Here is a 21,799-nt window from a genome sequence, read left to right as displayed (position 1 = left end):
CGATGCCCATTGAGTTCTCTAAGAAGCTGACCGCCCACGAGACCCCGATCCCCGGCGTCGTCCTGTATGACCTGCCCGTTCATGGTGACAACCGTGGCTGGTTCAAGGAAAACTGGCAGCGCGAGAAGATGCTTGCCCTCGGTCTGCCTGACTTTCACCCTGTGCAGAACAACATCTCATTCAACGAAAAGGCCGGCACGACGCGCGGCATCCATGCCGAACCGTGGGACAAGTTCATCTCGGTGGCTACGGGCCGGATTTTTGGGGCTTGGGTCGACCTGCGGGAAGGTGCATCCTTCGGTGCTGTCTTCACCGCAGAGCTGGATCCCAGCCAGGCAATCTTCATCCCCCGCGGCGTGGGCAATGCCTTCCAGACGCTCGAAGACATGACGGCCTACACCTACCTTGTTAACGACCATTGGTCCGCAGACGCCCAGGGACAATACACTTTCCTGAATCTTGCCGACGAAGCAGCGGGAATCCAGTGGCCCATCCCTCTGGAGCAGGCGGAACTTTCCGATAAGGACAAAGCGCATCCCCGTCTGGCCGATGTCACGCCGATGCCGCCCAGGAAAACTCTTGTACTTGGCGCCAACGGACAACTCGGCAAGGCACTCCGAAAACTTTACGACGGCGACGCGTCAGTTGAGTTCGCTAGCCGGGCAGACGTTGACCTGACCTCCGCAGAGTCTCTCACCAAGCTCAACTGGAAAAACTACTCAACGGTCATTAACGCAGCGGCCTACACGGCAGTCGACGCCGCCGAAACCCCCGAGGGCCGCGCCGCGGCCTGGGATGTCAATGTCACAGCCGTAGCGCGTCTGGCACGGATAGCCGTCGAGAATGACCTGGTACTGGTACACGTGTCCTCCGACTACGTCTTCGACGGCACAGAAGAGGCCCACAACGAGGACGAACCGCTCACACCGTTGGGCATCTACGGCCAGACCAAGGCAGCCGGTGATGCCGCGGTCAGCGTCGTGCCCAAGCACTACATTGTGCGCACGAGCTGGGTTATCGGGGAAGGCAACAACTTCGTCCGCACCATGTCATCGTTGGCTGCCCGCGGGATCAGCCCCTCAGTCGTGGATGATCAGTTCGGCCGGCTCAGCTTCACAACCGATCTCGCCGCGGGCATCCGCCACCTGCTGGAGTCCGGAGCCGAATACGGTGTCTACAACGTCACCAATGACGGCCCGGAACAATCGTGGGCCGACATCGCCGCCGACGTCTACGAACTCGTCGGCGCATCGCGGGACTCAGTCACCGGGGTGTCCACGGAAGCCTACTTTGCAGGCAAAGAAGCTTCGCCGCGCCCCCGGAACAGCAGCCTCACCCTGGACAAGATAAAAGCCAGCGGATTCACCCCCGCCGTGTCCAGGGATCGGCTGAGCGCCTATCTGAAGGATGGGCTCTAAGAATGGCACAGGCCCGCCTGCACGACATCCTGGTGATCATGCCTGCCTGGAACGAGGCGGAGTCCATCGGTAATACCATCAGGGAAGTGTTCGATTTTGGTCCTCCGTGCGACGTCCTGGTTGTCGACGACGGGTCCCGTGACAGTACCGCGGAGCTTGCCCGTAAGGCCGGCGCAACAGTAATCCAGCTGCCCTTCAACATGGGCGTAGGCGGGGCCATGCGTACTGGATTCAAATACGCGAAGAAAAACGGGTACCAGCAGGTCATCCAGGTTGACGCAGATGGCCAGCATGACCCCCGTGACATCCAGGCCGTCCTGGACGGCCTGAAGAATGCCGATATCGCCATAGGTGCCCGCTTCGCCGACAAGGGTGACTACGCTGTTAAAGGTCCCCGTAAGTGGGCAATGAACGTGCTGGCATGGACAATCTCACGAATCTCCGGAACCCGCCTGACTGATGTCACCTCCGGATTCAGGGCAGCGAATACCAAAGCAATGCGTCAATACGTCGATCACTATCCGGCCGAGTATCTGGGTGACACGATTGACTCCCTGGTGGTCGCAATCCGCTCAGGATGCACCGTCCAGCAAGTTGGCGTGTCAATGCGCGAACGCCAAGGAGGAGCTCCGAGCCATGACCCGGTCAAAGCCGCGATCTACTTGGGGCGTTCCGGACTTGCATTGATCTTCGCGCTGACACGGAAGAAATCCGAACCATCGTCCAACTAGGAATCTGACATGTCATTTCTTATGGGAATCATCGTCGTTGTGGCGATCCTCTTTTTCGTCTTCGAGATGCTGCGGCGCCAAAAACTGCGTGAAAAATATGCCGTGCTGTGGATCATCATCGGTCTCGGAACACTGTTTCTGGCCGCCTTTCCCGGCCTCTTGGAACTGGCCAGCACCCTGCTCGGCATCCAGGTTCCGGCAAACCTGCTGTTCATCATGACACTGGTTCTTTTGGTGGGCGTTTGCCTGCATTTGTCCCAGGAGCAGTCCCAGGCTGAAGACGAGGTCCGCATCCTGGCTGAAGAAGTCGCCATCCTCAGGGCAGAAATGGCCGACGTGAGGGTCCAGCTTGATGCCGCTATCGCGGCCGCGGGCGGCAAAGGCCCAACAACGCCTTAGACATCACAGGATCGGGAAAAAAATAAAGGTGGCCGGCCCCCTGGGCCGGCCACCTCCTCTTTAACCTATTCAGCTGACGATGTGCTTGGCCAACCTCGGCAGGGAATCAAACTTCCCCCGGGCGACTGCTTTGAGCACCAGGGCCCCGGCGTTCAGGCGGGAGGTCGTGTGGAAAGCGGCCGCGAGCGATGCCCTTTTCCAACCCAGCGTCTTGAACCTTTTTGCCTGCAGTTCGAAGAAGCTTCGCTCTTCGTCGAAACGTCGGCCGTCGAGCGCGCGGACAGACGAATCCGACGCAGAATGACGCCGGTACAGGAACGAAAGAGTCGGATCGATAATCATCGAACCACCTTCAGCGGCAATATCCAGGAGAAGAGCCAGGTCCTGAACGACGTCCAGGCCCTGGGTAAAGCCTATGCGCGTCACGGTTTCCGTGCGCCAGGCAAGTGAAGGGAAGTAGGCCCAGTCAGCGCGGACGAGGCTCGTAGCCATGGCCTCGCCTTTGAGTTCCATCCGTTCCGTGGTCTTGGGTGCGTAAAGCTTCTTGACCGCGTCGACGAGCGGGGTGCAGGCAATTCCCTTTTCATCAATGACCTGCACACCTGGCTGTACCACGTCGGCGTGGGGATAAGCGGCAAAGGCCGCTGCCACGATGTCCAGGTAGTTCGGGAGCATGATGTCATCGGCGCCCATAATGACCACGTACGGTGCTTCGACCAGTGTCAGGGCCTTGCGGTAGTTGCCATTCGCTCCGAGATTCTCCGCATTCTTCATGTATGTCACACGAGGATCTGTAATGCTCGTGAACCACCGCTCCGGCTCGGGGTCCGGGTAGCCATCATCGATGACAATAAGGCGCCAGTCCTGGTTCTGCTGGTTCATGACGCTCTGGGCCGCCAATTTCATCTGGTCTACGTCGCCGTAGTAGGGCAGCATTACGTCAATGGCCATGGACCTTTGGTTCCTTTCGGTGGATTCAGCCGGCGCTTCGGAAGCGCCAGGCCACGCCCCGGGCCGCCGCAAGGGCGGGGCCGGACACGATCATCGTCATTACGATTATAGGCCAGGCGCATACTCGCCTCCGCCGTGGCGCCTCTTTGCTAAACTGGTCTTCGTTTGACCAAGCCCCGCTGGACACCACCGAGCGGGTACATTCTGAAAGCGATGTTCCGCCTCAATGGATCCGGTACCCACGCTCATTCCGCGCGTCAGTGTCTGCATGGCCGCCTACAACGGCGCAAACCACATTCGCGAACAGATTGAATCCATTCTCCTGGAGCTGTCAGCTACCGATGAATTGGTGATCATTGATGACTGCTCCACCGACAGCACGAAGAGCGTCATCGAAGGAATCGGCGATCCTCGTATCCGTCTGATCGCGGGCACTACGAACGCCGGTTACGTCCGCACCTTCGAAAGGGCGCTGTCTGAGTCCCGGGGCCGATACGTGTTTCTTTCGGACCAGGACGACATCTGGATTCCCGGACGGACTGAGCGAATGATCGCCGGCCTCCAGGACAAGGACATGGTTGTCAGCAATTGCCGGCACTTCGACGGTCCCCTTGGCCGGTTCCATCGAATCCGGCTCAAAGCGAAAGATTCGAACCACACGCTGCGGAATCTCGCCGGTATTGTCATCGGCTACCGGCTGCATTGGGGCTGTGCCATGGCTTTCCGGCGGGAGTTGCTCCCCAAAATACTGCCGTTCCCGGCGCACATGCGCGAGTCCCACGATCAGTGGATAGCCATGGTGGGTATCGTCAATCGCTCCATCCGCTACTTGGAAGAGGACACTATCCTGCATCGGCTCCATGGGGAGAACCTGACGCCACAAGGAATCCGCAGCGCGGGCAAGATCCTCGCAGCGCGGCTGGACTTCTTCAGAAACCTCCTGATCGCCACGCGCCGCGCCCTCGCCAACTAGGCCTTCAACAACCCCACCTGCACATCGGAGGCACCGACGTGCGCCGAAAGCACCGAAAAGGATGGCCTCTCCATGGACCTGACTCCGAACACGCGGGAAGTAGCGGCAGTAGTCTCCGCGTACTCGCCAACAGAAGAACTTATAACGAACGTCGCTTCCCTGAAACAGTATGTTCACCATGTAGTCGTGGTCGACGACGGCTCCCCCGGCGACGTCTCCTCAGTACTCTCGAAGGTGGAGGCCGCCGGCGCTGTTGTTGTTCGGCTTCCGGTCAACTCCGGCATCGCCGCGGCACTCAACGCAGGTATGAAGCATGCGCGCGAACTGTGGAAGCCCGAATGGCTGGTCACCATGGACCAGGATTCGAGGTTTACCGGAAACTACGTGGAGAACGCCTTGGACGTCGCGCGATCGTCCAGCGATCCGGAAACAGTGGGAATGGTAGCCGCACAGTTCCACAACGGCATCAGGCTGCCGTTATTTGGCGCCGGCCCCGAACGTGAGGTCTTCGACCCCATGCAGTCCGGGACGCTTATCAAGGCGGCCGTCCTGGACAAAGTCGGGTACCTTGACGAGGACTTCTTCATCGACTGCGTGGACTCGGAATTCAACGCCCGCATGCGGCAGGCAGGGTTCCGAGCGCTGGCCAGCGAGGGAAGCAATCTCGCTCATTCCCTGGGTGATGCCAGGCCGCTCACCATTCTGGGCTGGCACGCGCGCATCGGAGCCAAGAAATTGAGCGTCCACTACCATTCGCCATTCCGTGTCTACTACATCACCCGGAACTCACTGGTCCTCTTGCGCCGTTACGCGCTGACTCAGCCGAAATGGATACTACGCCGCCTATATATGGAGCTTCAGAGCCACATCGTCAGGTTCATTTATGGCCCCAACCGAAAGCTTCACTTGATTGGGTTCCTCTACGGCATCCGGGACGCTGTCATCAACCGGATGGGAAAAATCGACCCGCGACTGGCCGAACGGCTTAAGTAGCCTCCACCTGCTTCACTTCCCCGTTCCGGGTGCGATAGCTGTCAAGATTGTTCAGCCTCCTTATTGCCGGTAAGGCCAACGCGGCGAACAGTACAGCCTCGCTGCAGGCCATCCCCAAAGCTATTCCATCCGCCCAGTCAGACATGGCCGCAGTCAGCATCGTGGCCAAACCGAGTACTGCCGAAACAGCAGTCCACACCAGGATCAGTTTCTCGCCTCCGAAGGGAACAAGCAGATTGCGGATGAAGGGCGATGCGGCGGAAATAAAGAAGAAAGCAAGGCCGTAAAACAGGCAGGTCAGTTCAGTGGCCCTGACGGGGGCACCAAAGAGGATCTCCGTCGCCAGGGGGCCGAGCAAGGCAAGTAGCCCTCCACCGACGGCTCCCAGCGCGAGGTGGGACAGGATGGCCATGAGGTGCCGCCTGCGTTCTGAAGCGTTACCCAGTTCCAGGACCCAGCCCTGAAACGTGTTACCCAACGCCATGACCGAAAAAAGGCCAAATCGGTAGATCGTGTCGGCGGAGCCGAACTGCCCTGCCGGCGCCGCACCGACGAATGCCTGGGCAATCGGCAGAGGGGTGGCTGCATAAGTATTGCCGGAAGCACTGATACCCGCCGTGGCCAGCTGCGACCTCAACACGCCAAGAGTCCCGCCCCAGTGCGTGAAGGTCGACTGTCCTTGTGGGACGACCCATCGTTGAAACAGCAAAAGACTGATCGCGACAGCAAGAACAAGCAGCACACCGTACAACCAGATCAGTCCAGTCGCCAGAATAATCGGGACGGCGACCAGAGTCGCGATCACGCGGGGAATGGTGTCGAATTTCGCCAGGAGCGATGGTTTGCCCAGCCCTATGCAATACCAAGCCACCGAAAGGCCACCCAACGCAGTAGTCCATGACATCGCAACGGCCTCTAGCCGAAGTTCCGGGACGGCGAGAAATGCAGAGATGAATGACACGACTGGCAACACCAGCAGGCACAGAAGCAACCGTGTTCTGACGCTCTCGCGGTATAGCTCCGCGCGGAAATGAGGGGATTGGTTCTTGGCGATCCCGACGGGCCCCTGCATGTTCCACCCCCAAGCGATCACAGTCGCACCAAAAGTTCCGACAGCCTGCCCGGCCAGAAGGCTGGACCAGCCGGCATCCCCTACAAGGCGCGCAAGGATTGGCAGCAAGAGGAAAGGAGTGACCAAAGACAGCAGCGGCAAACCCGTGAAGCCAAGAAGTCTGAAAAGCACGGTTTTCATAGGCGCCCGGACTCCTCATGCGTCGCAGTTCCGCATTTGTGAATGCAAGGTTTGATGGTGGTTCCTTCTCTGGGCAGAGTGTGTGGGCGTGCGGACGCTTTATTCTCCACAGGCTGTAATTCGGTAAAGCGTCGCCCTGCCCTGGGAGTCAACCACGCTGACAGTACCGCTGGCCTGTAAATTATCCAGCCCATCGTAGTCAATCGTTCGGCCTTCACCGTTATTGACTTCACGATCGCCGAAATCGAGAACGAAGTCCGCATTAAGCTGACGCACAGACGAACAGACGGCAGGATCCGAGGCGGCCTTGTTGAGGTTCGCAAAGACGTCCAGGGCCTCATCTGAAACTGCTCCCAGGATGTGCGGCTGGAGGGTCTGCCGGTGTGCAATTGCATAGACAAGGGAGCTGCCGTTCCAGGGGTTGCCGACAATAACGGAGTCTGCCGGCACTTCGTCCCTGAGCCGCTGCAGGAGGGCCAGCTCGTCGGAGTCCAGGAGATCAGCGTCGGCGCTCACAACGTAGTTGCGCGCAGCTGAGGCCTGGGCTGCGGCGACGTTGGCCTGTTGTGTCCCGATCGCCAGGAGCGCGAGTGACACCAAGGCCGCGACGAGAACGCCGGCTTGGCCGAAGCCGGCAAGGCCCGTCCCCTTGCCCGTCTGCACGGTCCGGCCCGCCGTCGTAAACCCGCGGGCACAGGCATCCCAGAAGGTAACTGCACCGAGCACGGCCAATGGAAGTATGGCCACAGGCAGGATGGCAGCCAGACGTTCTGGATCGTTGTACCAAACCCCGGTGAGGAACGTCCTGATCCGGCCCTGCTGCCCGGCAACTGCCATAAAGAAGAGCCCGGCAACTGCACCGTAGGCGGCCAGGAGCCAGTAGCGTCTGGTCAGGCCGGCAACTGCCAGTCCAATGAGGGCAAGCACCATGACTACCCAGGACTCCGGGCGTCCAATGCCCGAACTGGTGACGATGTCCCATATCGCATCCAATGCAGGAAGGACCGGTGGCCAGGTGGCGGCAGCCTCAGGAGGACGGACTAGTTTCCACAGTGCCAGGCAGGCAGCGGCGCCGGCCACGAGCAGCAAAATTCTCAAGACACCGCTGCGCCCTATGAGCGGCCTTTGGAAATGGCCGGAGCTCCGTAGCCACCACCAGCAGATCGCTGCCGGTGCAAGGAGTGGCAGCACCGTCATCAGCCCGCTCGGGTGGGCCAATGCCAGCCCCGGAAGCGTCCCCAGGAAGACAGTTCCCGCCATGGCCGGGTGGGCAGCCTCATCGGCCGCCAACCTCAGGATAACGATCCCCAGGGCCATGACCAGGGGAAGGAGGCTCAGCGCGAGGAAGTTCGGGTAGAGCACTCCGAAGTCCACCATGAGCAGCGGGAAAGCCCCAAAAGCTGCGGAAAGAACTCCGGCGGACAGAACGGCGGCCGGTCTCTGCCCCACGATGACCCGCGCCAGGTACACACAGCCGGCCGGCCAGACAACCGCGGCAACGCAGACATTGATGACGTTGGCCGCAACAGGAATGGAAACCCCGCTGAGCTGGACGAGAAGGGACACGAGATCATGCCAGGCGGCAGGATAGAACCCACCGCCAGTCATGTCCCCTACCGAAAGCGACGATCCGGAGCGTTTTTCCAGAATGAACTGAATGGCATTGAGGTGGAAGACGTTGTCAAACGTCTGCGAAATGGCCTCCGGGTCGCTGATCGCACCGACCATACGGCTACCCAACAGGACGGCGGCGATGACCAATGCAGCGCAGACCGCGACGCCAAAGGGCCGCTGAGTTTCGGGAACCGGTGCTTCGACATTCCCAGGCCGGATTCTGCGCGCGGCCCACACGAGGACACCGGCCAGGGCAGTCACCAACACAACCGGCCAAAGAGACCACTCCAACCCCACAAACGGGGAACCGAGAGCGGCTACTGCCACGAGCGAGACGGAGAGGGCCGGAGCCGCAGCGTATAAAGGCAGCCCACGGAATCCGGCGACACAGGCGACGACGGCGCCGGGGGCAAAAAGAAGGGTCAAAGCAGCACAGAACGCCGGCACCTCCGACATCCAGGACATACAAAACCTTACTGTTGACGGCGGTAACTCCAGGCTGTGCCTCGACCGACCGATGCAGACGGGAGGCGCCCTGACCTCAGCCGATTATACGCGACTGGTTCTGCTGCAAGACCTCACGCCCGGAAGCCGGGCCAGATCGGTCCTGTGTGCCGCGGGCCTAAAATAACGCTGCGCCAGTCTCGCCGCGTAGGCTAGGCACGTGAAATATCGAGACAAAAATCCTGCGCAGCCCAGAACCGCATCTCAGCTGGGACGGTTCGGGGTAATCGCATGGTCCATCGTCTTGACCGGCTCCGCCTGCTCTGCTCCAGCGGCAATAGACACCAATTACGGACTCAGAGGCAGCCTTGTGGGCGTCGGCAACAGCTCTATGAGTGGCCTGGTCTCTGCCTGGAACGAGGCATGGCGTGGACCCAACCCCGCTGTCTCGGTAGCCTTCTCCCCCGACGGAGGAGCAGTAGGCCTGGATGCCCTGGCGCGTGAGCAGACACATTTCGCCACCACAACGATGCCCGGATCCGTCGGGTTGCCCGCCAGCAGCGGACAGCTGTGCGGCCAAGCGGGTCCGCTGATTCTGCCCGCAGCGCTGCTTCCCGTAGGAGTCGCCTACAATCTTCCCGGGATCCGAAGCGTCAGGCTTAACGCGGCCATCCTCGCCGGCATGTTTGAAAAGAAGATCACGAGATGGAACGATCCACTCATCCTTCAGGAAAACCCGGGGACCACCCTGCCGGATCTGGAGGTTAAACCGTTGCTTTCGGACAAGGATAAGGATGTCACAGAGGCTGTGACCGAGTACCTTTCGCAGGAAGCCGGCGATGAATGGGCTCACGGCATTACCACCGAATGGCCCGATACCGTCGATGTCCAGGACAAAACCAAGCCCTTGGAATTGGACAACACGGTCGGTGGCTTAGCTGTCCTGGACCGCGGGATCATCGGCTCCCGGTATTCGACTGCGTCGCTGCAGTTTGATGGTTCGTACCAATCGTTCTCGCCCGACTCAGTTCTTGCTGCCATCGAGGCAGGAGAGACGACACTCCGGGGACCTGGCTCACTTGAACAGGAATTGGACGGCCAGGCTGGCTACGCTCTGGCGGTTAAGGAATACGTTGTGTTCTGCCGGGAGTATTCGCACGCTCAAACCGCCGAGCTGGTGAGTTCCTGGGGGCAGTCAGTATTCAGTGAGACGGGCCAACGCAATGCGAACATCTTTGCCAGCGCCTTGCCCCCCAGCAGGAAAACAACTGAGCAGGCCAAAGAATTGGTCGCCGCCATCGCGGAGGGGACGGAATGAGCGGATTGAAGCGTCACTCGGACAATGCAATTCAAGGAAACGGGACGCCCCTCTCGCACCGTCACATGCACGATGCCGAAATCAGGGACCATTCCAGCAGTCGCAGCGGGCGGAAGCTGTTCTTCCAGCTGCTCGGGCTCTTCTCCCTTGTCATTTCACTCTGGGCCCTGGCCACCCCGCTGATGGCGTTTCCGGATGAGCCCGCGCACACGATCAAAGCAGCAGCAGTGGTCCGCAACCAGATCACTGTTCAAGAGGGCATGTCCTTCGGTCACGGCATCCACGTGAAAGTCCCCGCCTATATAGCGAACCTTGACTCCCAGAGGTGCTACAAATACAGGCCGGACACATCTGCCGGCTGCGCTCCCGCGATCCCTGCAGAGGACACCTACGAGACCATCGGCGTCACCACAGCCGGAACCTATAATCCGGTGTATTACTGGCTTGTGGGCCAGCCCAGCCTCTGGCTCAGCGGAGCACCCTCCATTTATGCCATGCGCATCATTAGCTCCGTGCTGACCTCGGTATTCCTGGCGGCCGGATTCACCGCCCTTTCGCGGTTCCTGCGTCCGCAAATACCGGTCCTGCTGGCAAGTGTCAGCATGACGCCCATGGTTCTCTTCCTCGGATCCGGGATCAACCCCAACTCCTTGGAGGTGGCGGCAACGATGGCCGCTTTCTGCGGGTTTATCGTGCTGCTTGATAACGCGCACAGACCCAAGGCCATCATGCCGGCCATCGTGACGGTGGCGGCAGCGTCAGTAACTTTGGCAAACACCCGGCAGGTGTCATTGATCTGGCTTCTGTGCGTCTTCCTGGTTGGACTCTCTTTCTATCAGCGCCGGTCCATTGTTGCTGCGTTCAGGAACCGATACGTTCTTGTCGCTGTGGCCGCGACCGTTCCCGGGGTGGTCGCGGGAATCGCGTGGATCCTGCTGATGCTCAATGCCCCAGCGTCAGCGGGCGTTGCACCCCTCGGGATCATCAATCCCATACCGGGTGTCCGCCCGGACCAGGGATTCCTGACGATGCTGGATCGATTCTTCGGTTTCTTCCCACAGTATGTCGGCGTTATGGGGTGGCTCGACAGCCGCCTGCCGGATGAAGTGCAGATGTTCTGGAACTTCCTCATTGTCATCGCACTTCTGTTGCCGCTGACGGTCCGTCCACTGCGGCGGGCGGCCGGATACTGGCTCGCCCTCGCCATGCTGCTTATCGTCCCGGCGATCCTCCAGGCGCAGGTGGTGACCACCATGGGGTTCATCTGGCAGGGCCGCTACAACCTCCCGCTGTTCATCGTGGTGTTGATTTCAGCCGGGATTGCTGCCGGGCGCCTGAAGATCAGCCAGTCGGACGCAGCGAAAACGGTCGGGCGCATCGTGCTGTTGGCCGCTGTAGCAGCCCATACACTGGCGTTTGCCTACATCCTGAGGCGCTACGTGGTGGGTATTCGCGAACTGGCCAACTGGCAAATCATGATAACCAACCCGGGATGGCAGCCGCCCCTAGGCTGGCCCGCACTGTGCGTGGCCTACGTTGTTCTCATGGCTGTAGCTGCACATTTCCTTTACAGCTTCGCCTTCCCCGGCGCCGTACTTTTGAGGTGGCCACCGCGTTTTGCCGCCGCCACCCGACGAGGAGCCGGCAAGCCTCAGAGTGAACCGGCACCGAAGGCCACCATCGAGGCCGAATCCCGTCTTTAGGCACACGGGTTCCCTCCAGGCACCGTGACAGGTAGGCACGGAAACCTGAGCAGTTAAACGAAAGAACGGTCCAAGACATTCACGTCTTGGACCGTTCTTCTTTACTCTAAGCGGCTGCGGTTCGGGAGCGGAGCTCGGCTACGACGTCGTGGACTTCCCCGTCCATGATGACTTCGCCATGCTCAAGGAGCACTCCACGCTCACAGACTGTGGACACCAGGTCGAGGTCGTGGCTGACCACAAACAGGGTCTTGCCGTGGGCAGACAGCTCCTTGATCTTGGCGATGCACTTTCTCTGGAATGGCTCGTCCCCCACAGCCAAAATCTCGTCGATCAGAAAGACCTCCGGATCCGTGTGTACAGCAATCGAGAACGCCAATCGGAGATACATCCCGGACGAGTAAAACTTCACCTCGGTGTCGATGAATTCGCCGATCTCGGAGAATTCCACGATGGAGTCGAACATCTCGTCAATCTGCTTCTCGGTCATGCCAAGAATGGCACCGTTGAGGTAGACGTTGTCGCGTCCACTGAGGTCGTGGTGAAAGCCGGCTCCTACTTCGATGAGGCCGGCGACGCGTCCGCGCGTGCGCACCGTACCGCCGTCCGGCTGTAGAACACCCGAGATCAGCTTCAGCAGCGTGGACTTGCCGGAGCCGTTGAGTCCCAGCAGCGCCACCGTCTCCCCCTGTTTAACCTCCAGGGAGACGTCAGTCAGTGCCATAAACCGCTTGGACAAGTCTCCTTTGCGCCCTTTGATCAACCAGACGAGGGCTTCTTTGAGGGAACGGGTGTGGCGCAGAACAAACTGTTTGCGCACGCCGATACAGCTGATGGCAACGTGGCCGTGCGACGTCATGTCAAAGCTCCTGGGCAAAGTGTACGGAGAGGCGGCGGAACATCAACTGTCCGAGGAAAAGGATGGCGACGGAGATGAGAAGAGACACCGGAAGCCAGAAGCCGAGCAGATCGGGGGGCATGGTGTCGCTGACCATCTGGTCCGCCTTCAGCGTGGGCTCCCAAAACGCCCAGTGGAAGACCTCGACAGCGGTGGTGATCGGGTTCAGTTGGTAGACCCAGTACCAAGGCCCCATGACCCGCTCCACCATGGTCCACACGTAGAGAACCGGAGAGGCCCAGGTTACAACCATCACAATCATGTCCACAATGTTCTCCGAGTCACGGAAGTACACGTTGACGGCGCCGAACATGAGACCAAGGCCAGTAGCCAGGACCGCCATCATGGCAAAAATCAGGACAGCGGCCAACAGCTGCAGGATGGACGGCGTCCAGCCGACCACCAGGCACGCTGCAATCAGTACGAGGAGCTGCGGCAGGAAGTGGGCGGCAGAGACCCACACAGTAGCCGCAGGAAAAAGCTCACGCGGAAGGTAGATCTTCCGGATGAGATCTCGGTTGTCGACAATGGATCGGGTGGCATTGGACAAGGATTCCGTGAAGAAGTTGACCAGGACGATGCCCGAAAAAAGGTAGATCGCGTAATTGGGCGTCCCGCGCTCAAGATTCAGGAAGATGCCCAGCGCGATGAAGTAGATCAGGAACTGCATCAGCGGTTTCACATAGGACCACATCAGCCCGAGAACCGATCCACGGTAGCGGATTTTGATTTCCTTGCGTACCAGCAGCTTCAGCAGGAAACGGTCGCCGTAGATATCCAGCAGCCCGCGGCCCATGCCAGGTTTGATGAGCTGGTCCATCAGTCGGGCCATCTAGCGGCCTTCCTTGGGATCGGCGTCGAACGTCTTTTTCCAGGCAGCGATGGAAGTGATCTCCGGAAGGGCGGCGCGGTACTGCTCCGCCAGTTTGTCCCACTCACGGTACAGACGGAGGTGCAGCGCTGTAGCTTCAGCCAGCATCGACTTCAACTTCCTGGGGTCACGACGGTACCAGGAAGCCCCCGTGCCCTCAGCGTTGGAAACAATAACACTGTCGTAGTGTGCAAGTCTGAACCAGCGGTTGTCCCGGTGTGCCAGGAAGCCCTGCGGACGTTCGGAGCTCTCGGGTGCCGGGGACTTGACCAGCTGTCGCGAAACGGTCTTGATGCCCCAGGAAACCAGGTCCTTCTTGCGCGGCATGCCGATCGGGGCGCCCCCCATGGGGCCCCGGCCAAGCTTCGGCGCAGGGAAATCGTCGACGTCGTCCCTCAGTTGGGCGTCCGGGTAATCGGACTTGAGCGAATTGATCTCCGGGAGCTTGGTGGCCAAAACCCGGTGGAGATCATCGGGGCCCTTGAAGATGTCCTTGAGCGCCTCGATCCGGCCATGTTCCGTGAAGTACTGCATGGATACAAGGTGCTTGACATCTGCCTGCACAGATTCGCGCAATACACGGCCACCCTTGGGATAAGGGCTATGGATAAGAGTGGTCACGAGCCGGTTGCGTTCGTGGAAATACGCCTGCCAGCCGACCATGTCGTCCTTGTCCATCCACGAGACATGCCAGACTGCTGCGCCGGGAAGGGAAACGGTGGAAAACCCGGCCTCCCTGGCGCGGAGACCATACTCAGCGTCGTCCCACTTGATGAACAGAGGCAGCGAAAGCCCAATTTCCTTAATCACGCGCGTCGGGATCATGCACATCCACCAGCCGTTGTAGTCGACATCAACCCGACGGTGCAGCCACGCAGTCTGCCGAAGGTTGGCGACGCTGAAGTCGTGACGAAGCTCCATGTCGGCATGGGGCTGCGCCGGCACCACGCGGAACGGATCCACTACTTCGCCAAAGGTGTGCAGCACACTCCGGTTGTACAGGTCGAACATGTGCCCGCCAACGATCGTCGGTTTACGGCACCTGTCGGCAAAGGTGAGCAGCCGAACTATGCTCTCGGGTTCAACCACGATGTCATCATCGAGCAGCAGGACGTAGTCGCTGCCGTTTTCCACTGCCTCGTACATACCGCGGGCAAAGCCGCCGGAACCGCCCAGGTTTTCCTGATTGATGACGCGCAGCTTGCCACCCAGCGACGCGCTGACCTCGGCGAACCCCTCTTGGTCTTCGACCTTCTGCGTGCCTTGGTCCACGATCAGGATTTCTTTGACGTTGGCCAGGGCGTCCAGGTTTCCCGCGAGGATCCGGGCGTTATTGAGGCAGAAATCAGGCTTGTTCATGGTCGTGATTTCCAGTGTTACCTGGCCGCTCTCCCTGGCAGCCTCTGAGGTCTCCCATATCGCGCTCTCCAGCACAAGCCCCTCAGAACTGGCGGCGAGATCAAACCAGTACCAGCCGCCGTCGCCAAAGGGTTTAAGCGACAGCTCGAAAAGCGACGTGGTGTCGCCCTCGACATGGTGGCCGTCGACCCGCTGAACAGAGCCCCGGGCGTTGGATTTGTAGACGGTGACAGTGCCTGCACCGCTTGTCCTCACGGCGAGCCGGACGTCGCGGACGGACGTCCACCGCCGCCAATAACTGGCCGGAAAGGCGTTGAAGTAGGTGCCAAAGGAAATCAGCTCGCCGGCTCGAACCCGCATGGACTGGCGCGAGAGCAGGTCCTCAAAGTGCGCCTGGCCCCCACCGGAGCTGAACATCTGAAGCTTGTCTTCGGGCAGTTTCGGCGAGCGCGCCAGTTCGTCGTTCTCCCGCAACCGGATTCCGCTGGCGGGACCAGCATCCACGTACAGGGGGATGGTGTCCGTCTGGTCCGGCGAGGGAAGGATCACCCGCTGAAGAGTGCTCCACTCGAACGACTCTTCAGGGCCACTCATGCGTCTACGCCTCCGCTTTCAAGCTTTGCTCCGGCTTCAAAATGCGGCCGGATCTGGTTATCGAACATGGTCAGGGCCGAACCGATGGCCATGTGCATATCAAGGTATTTGTAGGTGCCGAGACGTCCGCCAAACAGGACGTCCTTCTCGGCGGCAGCCAAGTCGCGGTACTTGAGCAGACGCTCCCTGTCCGCGGCCGTGTTGATCGGGTAGTAAGGCTCGTCGCCTTTCTCCGCCGCACGTGAGAATTCGCGCATGATGACGGTCTTTTCCGTCTGGTACTCGCGCTCCGGGTGGAAGTGGCGCGGTTCGATGATGCGGGTATAGGCAACATCGGCGTCGTTGTAGTTGACTACGGAGGTTCCCTGGAAGTCACCAACGTCGAGCACTTCTTCTTCGAAGTCGATGGTGCGCCAGGAAAGGTCACCCTCGGCGAAGTCGAAGTAGCGGTCCACGGGTCCGGTGTAAATAACCGGGATGTTGCCGACGACCTTGTTCTTGCTGTACCCATGCGATTCGTCGAAGAAATCGGTGTTCAGCCGGACTTCAATGTTGGGGTGTTCTGCCATCTTTTCGATCCACGCGGTGTACCCGTTGGTCGGCAGACCCTCATACTTATCGTTGAAGTAGCGGTTGTCGTAGTTGTAGCGCACCGGGAGCCTGGAGATGATGCCGGCCGGCAGATCCTTGGGATCCGTCTGCCATTGCTTGCCGGTGTAATGCTTGATGAACGCCTCGTAGAGCGGACGGCCGATGAGCTGGATGCCCTTGTCGTTCAGGTTCTGCGGATCTGTCCCGGCCAGTTCGCCGGCCTGCTCCTGAATCAGCTCCTGGGCCTGCCCCGGAGTCAGGTTCGAGCGGAAGAACTGGTTGATCGTGGCCAGGTTGATCGGCAAGGAGTAAACCTCGCCCTTATGCACGCCGTACACCTTGTGGACGTAGTTAGTGAAGGTGGTAAACCGGTTCACGTATTCCCACACGCGTTCGTTCGAGGTGTGGAAGAGGTGGGCACCGTAACGGTGCACCTCGATTCCGGTCTGCTCTTCCTTTTCGCTGTACGCGTTCCCACCAATGTGGTGGCGGCGGTCAAGAACGACTACCTTCAAGCCGAGCTCAGTGGCGGCCCGTTCTGCGATTGTCAGGCCGAAAAAGCCAGACCCTACGATGACGAGGTCAGCGGTCACAAAATCTCCTGGTTCGAATGCGGGCAGCACAACGCAGTGCGTTGTCTGCTGTTCCAGCCTACCTGAGACCCTGTCGTGGCCGTCCAATCCCTGAACCCGTTCCCTCTACCCCAGACTCCGATCCGTCAGGTGGGACACCGCATCCGCCTTATCCACATAAGGGAACGCATCACGGACACTCCGCCTGCCGGATGGCTAGCGTGGAGAAAAGCTGACTGTGAGGAACCCAGACCATGTTGTTGCACTGCACGCTTGTCCGGAGCCCCGGCGCAGCTCTGCAGGAACCACCCGCGGAGTTGACTATCGAGGGCCCGGTCCGGCATTCCGGAATGGAACTGCAGGAACAACTGGCCGCCCGTTTTGGGACCGGGAAGGTATCGGTCGCCGGCCGGTTGATCAGTTCACTCACCCTGGGCCAGCCCCCGTTGGTCAACGGAGCCGTCCTCGTCGACGGCGGCACAGCGGACGGTGGACTCAGGCCCAGGCAGCGCACCCCCGAGCCTCCCGCTTCGCTGGCTCTGGCAGTCACCAGCGGTGCCGGGGCAGGCATCGTTGTGCCCCTCCGGCGGGGAACCTACACCATCGGCCGCAGCGACTGCGAGATCCTGATTCCCGACGCCGATCTGTCGAGGTCGCATGCCCGCCTGGTGGTGACTGAGTCCGCCATTTCGATTGCGGATGTTGACAGTGCGAACGGCATTGAGGTCGACGGCGAGAGGGTGAGACACGCCATCGTGACGACCGGATCCACCATCCGTTGCGGCAACTCGACCATGTCCTTGGTCTTCCTCGAACAGCCGAACAGCCAATTGGACCGGGCCGGGTTGGCCGTCGACGAGCCGTTGGTCGTCCCGCGGCGTGACGATCCCGCCAACCGCGCGGCCCTGTGGCTCACGGCTGTTCTGCCGCTCGCGATCGGCGTGGGCCTGGCCGTGGTCACCGGTATGTGGTTTTTCCTCGCCTTCACCGCCGTCTCCGTTTTCTCCCTCGTTGTGCCCCTGGTCTCCGGCCGCCGGCAACGCCGCGAGCTGGCTGCTGCCGTCGGGGCGGCCGTGGCCAACGATCAGGAACGACGACGGCGGGCCGCGCCGCCGTTGTCGGACCTGACCGTCCGCGTCCTGGTTGGGGACGGTAAGGCCGGGGCCGGCATACCCGTCGGCGGCGCGTCCAGGGGCGGCGCGTCCGGGGGCGTGCCCGGGGGCGGAGTGTCCGTCGATGGCCCGGTAACCCACCTGCCCGCTCCACGAACGGACCGCGGTGTGTGGCTTCGGTTGGGCCAGGGCCCTCAACCGGCGAACCTTCGGTTCGAGCCGCCTGTTCCGGGCCAGCAGATTCCGACTGCAGGCGTACTCCCCCTGACGCTCAACCCTGGCATACCAATCACCACCCTCCGGGGCCCGCAGGCTTCCATTGATGGACTGGTCAGGTCGCTGGTGATGCAGCTGGCAGGTTACCCATCAGGCCGGGGCACCCGCGTGGTTATTCACGGCCAGGCGGGCCGGATTCCCCTCGCCGCGCGCTATCTGGCGGACGTCATTCTTTCCGGCAACGCAACCACGACTAAAACTGTTCTGGAGCACGGCTTTGGCTCCGGGCACGGAGTCCTTTTTCTCCTGGACACGGCAGTTTCTTCCGAAGCGATCATCGGGAAGGCCCAGGAAAACTCGTGGCAGGTCCTTCGGTTCTCAAGCGGCGCAGCGGCCTCGATGCCAGCCGATGTGGAACTGGGTGATGGCTCTTCCCTGTTCCGCACAGGTGACCGGACCATCCCGTTTGCGCCGGATTTGGCACCCCCGGGCGTCTTCAACATGTTTTGCCGGCGGCTTGCACAAGATGCCACCGGCTCCGGTAACTCCAGACCAAGCATCCCGGTATCGTGCCGGCTGGAGGATACGCTTCCGCATTCGACGCCGGAAACCGCCATCCGTTGGTCAACAAACCGCAACCGCCCCGGGCTGGCCGTCCCCATCGGTCTAGCTCTGGACGGCGTCCGCCTGCTTGATCTCCAAGCCGATGGACCCCACCTGCTGGTCGCGGGTACCACGGGTTCAGGCAAGTCCGAACTCCTGCGGAGCCTGACCGTTGCCTTGGCCCTCAGCTACCCGCCGGATCGCATCAATTTCCTCTTCGTCGACTTCAAAGGCGGCTCGGGGCTCGGCCCACTGATCGGACTCCCGCACTGTGTGGGGATGATCACCGACCTGACGAGTCACGAGCTGGAGCGGTCCCTGCAGTCCCTCCGTGCCGAGATCAGGTTCCGTGAGGAAGCGCTCGCCGGAGTTCAGGCCCCGGATCTGGCGTCCTATCGCGCCTCTTCGGCCGCTGGCCCACCGTTACCACATCTCATGATCGTCATCGATGAATTCCGCATGCTCGTGGAGGACGCCCCCGAGGCGCTCCGTGAGCTGATGAGAATCGCAGCAATCGGACGCTCGCTGGGGATCCACCTGATCATGGCAACGCAACGTCCCCAAGGGGCCTTGACGGCAGACATCCGTGCGAACGTGACAACGAGCATCGCCTTGCGTGTCCAATCGGAGATGGAGTCCATGGACATCATCGATTCCAACGTCGCGGCAGGGATCAGCCTGGACACCCCTGGGAGGGCTTTTCTTGCACGGGGGACGGAGCCGCCTCTGGAGTTCCAAGCCGCTTCGCTGACAGCCGGAGCCCTGACGTCGGAGCCGTCCGGGCTGTCGCTGCGGTTGGCATCTGAATGCATAGACTGCACTACGGTGCCCGAATCTTCGGATGCTCTTGGATATTGGGGAGCCACAGGCACGGAGCCTACCCCCGCCACGGCGACCGCTCCGTTGGTGGCTTCCACGTCCGCGCTTTGGACATCCTTGAACGGCTCAGCCGTCCGTAAGCCAGTCGCGCCGGCCCTCCCCCTCGTCCTGCATGAACCCGATGGCTCACTGGGAGCCGGGGCACTTGGCTCTGCTGGGAATGGTCTCGGGGCCGTTGGAAATGCCGGCACCTGGCAAGGCCGGCCTGTCAGTCAAGGATGGTCCGTCAAACTCGGCTTGGTGGACTTACCTTCCGAACAACGAACGGCACCCCTCATCTGGAAACCTGCTGGTCATGGCCATCTGGGTCTCGTCGGCGCCCCTGAGTCCGGAGTGCAGGAGGCTATCCGGCTGGCCGTCCTCAACGTGGCATCGCACCCGTGGGAATCACATCTATACGTACTGGACCCGGACAGCTCGTTCGGGGATGTGGGCTCCCAGGGCCGCGTCGGCGCCAGGGCCGGGCTCCACGAGCTTCGTCGCGCCATCCGCATTCTGGAGCGCCTGGCACACGAGCAGTCCCTGCGGCTGGCGCGTCAGGCGCTGGCCGCCCAGGAAACTCCCCTTGTGTTGGCGATTGCGGGCTGGGGTTCCTGGGTGTCGGCCTTTCGTGCCGGCCCGTGGGGCTGGGCGGAGGAACTGGTCAATGACCTTGTCCGCGATGGTGGACGGGCAGGCATCACGGTCCTCATCTCCGGGCAGCGCGAACTCGTCACCTCCAGATTCTTTGCGGCACTTCCCAATCGGGTGTATTTTCCGACAGGTTCCAGCGAGGACAGCCGCGTCGCCTGGCCGAAACTCCCCTCTACGCCGCCGGCAATCGGGCGGGCAGTGGCGATGGGCGCCTTGTTATCCGGGAATGCAGCCGTCTGTCAGTTCTACGCAGCATGCCGTACCGAGAGCCGGCACAGCCTGGCCAGTCCCCTGGCGGAACCCTCCCTGCTGAGTAGGCCCTTCCGCATTGAGCCATTGCCGGAAACGGTCCCCGCCGCTCAAATAGCGGCAGCGTTGAGCCCTCCGGGGTCGGCCCCGGCACACCGTCTCCTCCGCGTCGGCGTGGGCGGCGACGAGCTGGAGCCTGTGAGCCTCCGCGTCCAGGCAGGCAGTGTTCTGGCGGTACTGGGCGGCCCCCTGTCCGGAAAGTCTTCCTTTCTCAGGCTCCTCCCGAGGCTCAACCCGGAGTCAGGCCCTTGGCTCAGGCGCCAGCCGGACACCGAACCCACGGCCTTTTGGTCCAAGATCCTGCGACAGGCGGTTGCCGGCGAAATCGACCGGGCGTGTGTGGCGTTGGTTGACGATGCGGACCTTCTGCCGCACGAAACAAACCGCGACCTGGTTGAGCTCAATGCACTAGGAGTCACCGTCGTGTTGACGGCCGGGTTCAGCCCGATCCTTTCGCAACGGGTTCCGTTGGCAATCCATGCCCGCAACTCTGGCTCGGGAATTCTGGTCGCACCGAGAACCCTACTGGACGGGGATCTCTTTGGAGTCCGGTTCGAGGCGGAACCCAATCCACCCCCGGGCCGGAGCATAGTGATCCGGAACGGACGTGCGATGACCGTTCAGCTTGGCTGGGAACCGCCCGATGAGCTGGCTGATAGAGTGCCTGACGAGCAAGCCGCCTGACGAGCGGGAAGCATGATGGCGCGCCACCTAGATAGCGGGGCTGCCCGACGCGAGGGCTAGCGGACGAGGCGTGCCAGGTTCAAGCCGGATCAGGAAGGGCTGCCGAACAGGCCACAGGGATTCACAGGACAATTCTCAGGAGCAGGTAAACGGGGCCACGGAGGCCCCGCGGCTTAAAGAGCCGGAGGCAGGTCGCTGGTCCGCGAGGCGTAGCTGATGACGCGTTTGTCGAAAAGCAGGACCAAAGCGGTGACTGCGGGCACCAGCATCGCAAGCCCGGCCGGTATCACCCCGCCTGTGAGGGTGGGGAAAGCGATGGTCAGCACAAACACCTGCGCCACGAGCGCGGCAGCCCGTGTCCACCGGCGCCCCCGGAAGAGGAAGAGTGCCACCGCATAAAGCCAGGCAGAGAAGGCAAGCAGCAGGCCTAACGTGAAGATGGCGCCCCCAAGAGACAGCACGGGCGCGCCGGTCAGGAGTTCATAGCCGTACCAGGCCCCGGCCATCAGCAGTGCCGTGGCCTCGGCGGCAACGATCATCGCGATCACCACGATGCCGCGAGGACGGTCACCGGCGGGCTTCGGCGCGGATTTGTCCGCTCCGGCGCCGGCCGGATAGCCAGCCGGGCCGGGATCAGGTTCGGGCGCTGGATCAGCGGGGTTCACGGGGGGTCTTGACACAT

16 protein-coding genes are annotated in these 21,799 nt (G+C 61.2%); 8 read left to right on the top strand and 8 right to left on the bottom strand.

What is annotated here, in order from left to right; genetic code table 11:
- The first annotated feature begins 2 nt into the window (after positions 1–2).
- From AC1MCA_RS17380 to AC1MCA_RS17370, 3 genes are read left to right on the top strand one after another with little or no spacing between them, the layout of a single operon-like run.
- On the top strand, positions 3–1,418 hold the full coding sequence (locus AC1MCA_RS17380; protein ID WP_479799568.1) for a sugar nucleotide-binding protein: 1,416 nt from the start codon (positions 3–5) through the stop codon (positions 1,416–1,418).
- 2 nt (positions 1,419–1,420) lie between these two features.
- Positions 1,421–2,149 carry a glycosyltransferase family 2 protein gene (locus tag AC1MCA_RS17375; protein ID WP_258229054.1) on the top strand — a complete coding sequence of 243 codons (729 nt, stop codon included), beginning with the start codon at positions 1,421–1,423 and terminating at the stop codon, positions 2,147–2,149.
- Between the two features lie 9 nt (positions 2,150–2,158).
- Entirely contained in the window at positions 2,159–2,548 is a 390-nt protein-coding gene (locus AC1MCA_RS17370) for a DUF2304 domain-containing protein (protein WP_108598242.1), read from the top strand.
- A 69-nt stretch (positions 2,549–2,617) separates the two neighbouring features.
- On the opposite strand, the gene AC1MCA_RS17365 is transcribed toward AC1MCA_RS17370, so the two are convergent.
- A complete protein-coding gene (locus tag AC1MCA_RS17365) occupies positions 2,618–3,499 on the bottom strand; it encodes a glycosyltransferase family 2 protein (protein WP_108598241.1) in 882 nt (293 codons plus the stop codon).
- A gap of 268 nt (positions 3,500–3,767) precedes the next feature.
- Here AC1MCA_RS17365 and AC1MCA_RS17360 point away from each other — a divergent pair, with 268 nt between their 5' ends.
- Positions 3,768–4,472: a glycosyltransferase gene (locus AC1MCA_RS17360; RefSeq protein ID WP_479799565.1), complete on the top strand. Its 705-nt coding sequence runs from the start codon at positions 3,768–3,770 to the stop codon at positions 4,470–4,472.
- Between the two features lie 72 nt (positions 4,473–4,544).
- Complete coding sequence (locus AC1MCA_RS17355; protein WP_479799563.1) at positions 4,545–5,465, top strand: glycosyltransferase; 921 nt, start codon at positions 4,545–4,547, stop codon at positions 5,463–5,465.
- On the opposite strand, the gene AC1MCA_RS17350 is transcribed toward AC1MCA_RS17355, so the two are convergent.
- The gene (locus AC1MCA_RS17350) at positions 5,458–6,717 is read right to left on the bottom strand and encodes a polysaccharide biosynthesis protein (protein WP_479799561.1); all 1,260 of its coding nucleotides are present in this window, start codon (positions 6,715–6,717) and stop codon (positions 5,458–5,460) included. The two genes, AC1MCA_RS17355 and AC1MCA_RS17350, sit on opposite strands and share 8 nt — an antisense overlap.
- A gap of 99 nt (positions 6,718–6,816) precedes the next feature.
- Positions 6,817–8,796: a DUF6541 family protein gene (locus tag AC1MCA_RS17345; RefSeq protein WP_479799559.1), complete on the bottom strand. Its 1,980-nt coding sequence runs from the start codon at positions 8,794–8,796 to the stop codon at positions 6,817–6,819.
- Positions 8,797–9,145: 349 nt separating this feature from the next.
- Here AC1MCA_RS17345 and AC1MCA_RS17340 point away from each other — a divergent pair, with 349 nt between their 5' ends.
- Positions 9,146–10,093 (top strand): substrate-binding domain-containing protein, encoded by a 948-nt coding sequence (locus tag AC1MCA_RS17340; RefSeq protein ID WP_479799557.1) that lies wholly within the window; start codon positions 9,146–9,148, stop codon positions 10,091–10,093.
- The gene (locus tag AC1MCA_RS17335; protein ID WP_479799555.1) at positions 10,090–11,796 is read left to right on the top strand and encodes a DUF2142 domain-containing protein; all 1,707 of its coding nucleotides are present in this window, start codon (positions 10,090–10,092) and stop codon (positions 11,794–11,796) included. Before AC1MCA_RS17340 ends, AC1MCA_RS17335 begins: the two co-directional genes overlap by 4 nt.
- 106 nt (positions 11,797–11,902) lie before the next feature.
- Here the strand turns inward: AC1MCA_RS17335 and AC1MCA_RS17330 are convergent, their stop codons facing one another.
- The 4 genes from AC1MCA_RS17330 to glf are packed head-to-tail and all read right to left on the bottom strand — an operon-like array spanning position 11,903 to position 16,702.
- On the bottom strand, positions 11,903–12,655 hold the full coding sequence (locus AC1MCA_RS17330) for an ABC transporter ATP-binding protein (protein WP_479799553.1): 753 nt from the start codon (positions 12,653–12,655) through the stop codon (positions 11,903–11,905).
- Between the two features lies 1 nt (position 12,656).
- Positions 12,657–13,526, bottom strand: coding sequence for an ABC transporter permease (locus tag AC1MCA_RS17325; RefSeq protein WP_479799551.1), 870 nt, complete (start codon positions 13,524–13,526; stop codon positions 12,657–12,659).
- Entirely contained in the window at positions 13,527–15,518 is a 1,992-nt protein-coding gene (locus tag AC1MCA_RS17320; RefSeq protein WP_479799550.1) for a glycosyltransferase, read from the bottom strand.
- A complete protein-coding gene (gene glf / locus AC1MCA_RS17315; protein WP_479799548.1) occupies positions 15,515–16,702 on the bottom strand; it encodes a UDP-galactopyranose mutase in 1,188 nt (395 codons plus the stop codon). The genes AC1MCA_RS17320 and glf overlap by 4 nt, the downstream gene beginning before the upstream one ends.
- Before the next feature lie 329 nt (positions 16,703–17,031).
- Between glf and AC1MCA_RS17310 the strand changes: the two genes are divergently transcribed.
- Positions 17,032–21,117: an FtsK/SpoIIIE domain-containing protein gene (locus AC1MCA_RS17310; protein ID WP_479799547.1), complete on the top strand. Its 4,086-nt coding sequence runs from the start codon at positions 17,032–17,034 to the stop codon at positions 21,115–21,117.
- A 173-nt stretch (positions 21,118–21,290) separates the two neighbouring features.
- Here AC1MCA_RS17310 and AC1MCA_RS17305 read toward each other — a convergent pair whose 3' ends face one another.
- Positions 21,291–21,797 (bottom strand): hypothetical protein, encoded by a 507-nt coding sequence (locus AC1MCA_RS17305; RefSeq protein WP_479799545.1) that lies wholly within the window; start codon positions 21,795–21,797, stop codon positions 21,291–21,293.
- Positions 21,798–21,799: the final 2 nt, after the last annotated feature.

The organism is Arthrobacter sp. BK1 (genome assembly GCF_056680055.1).
The sequence above is the reverse complement of the archived record's forward strand: the minus strand, read 5'-3'. Positions and strand labels throughout refer to the sequence as shown.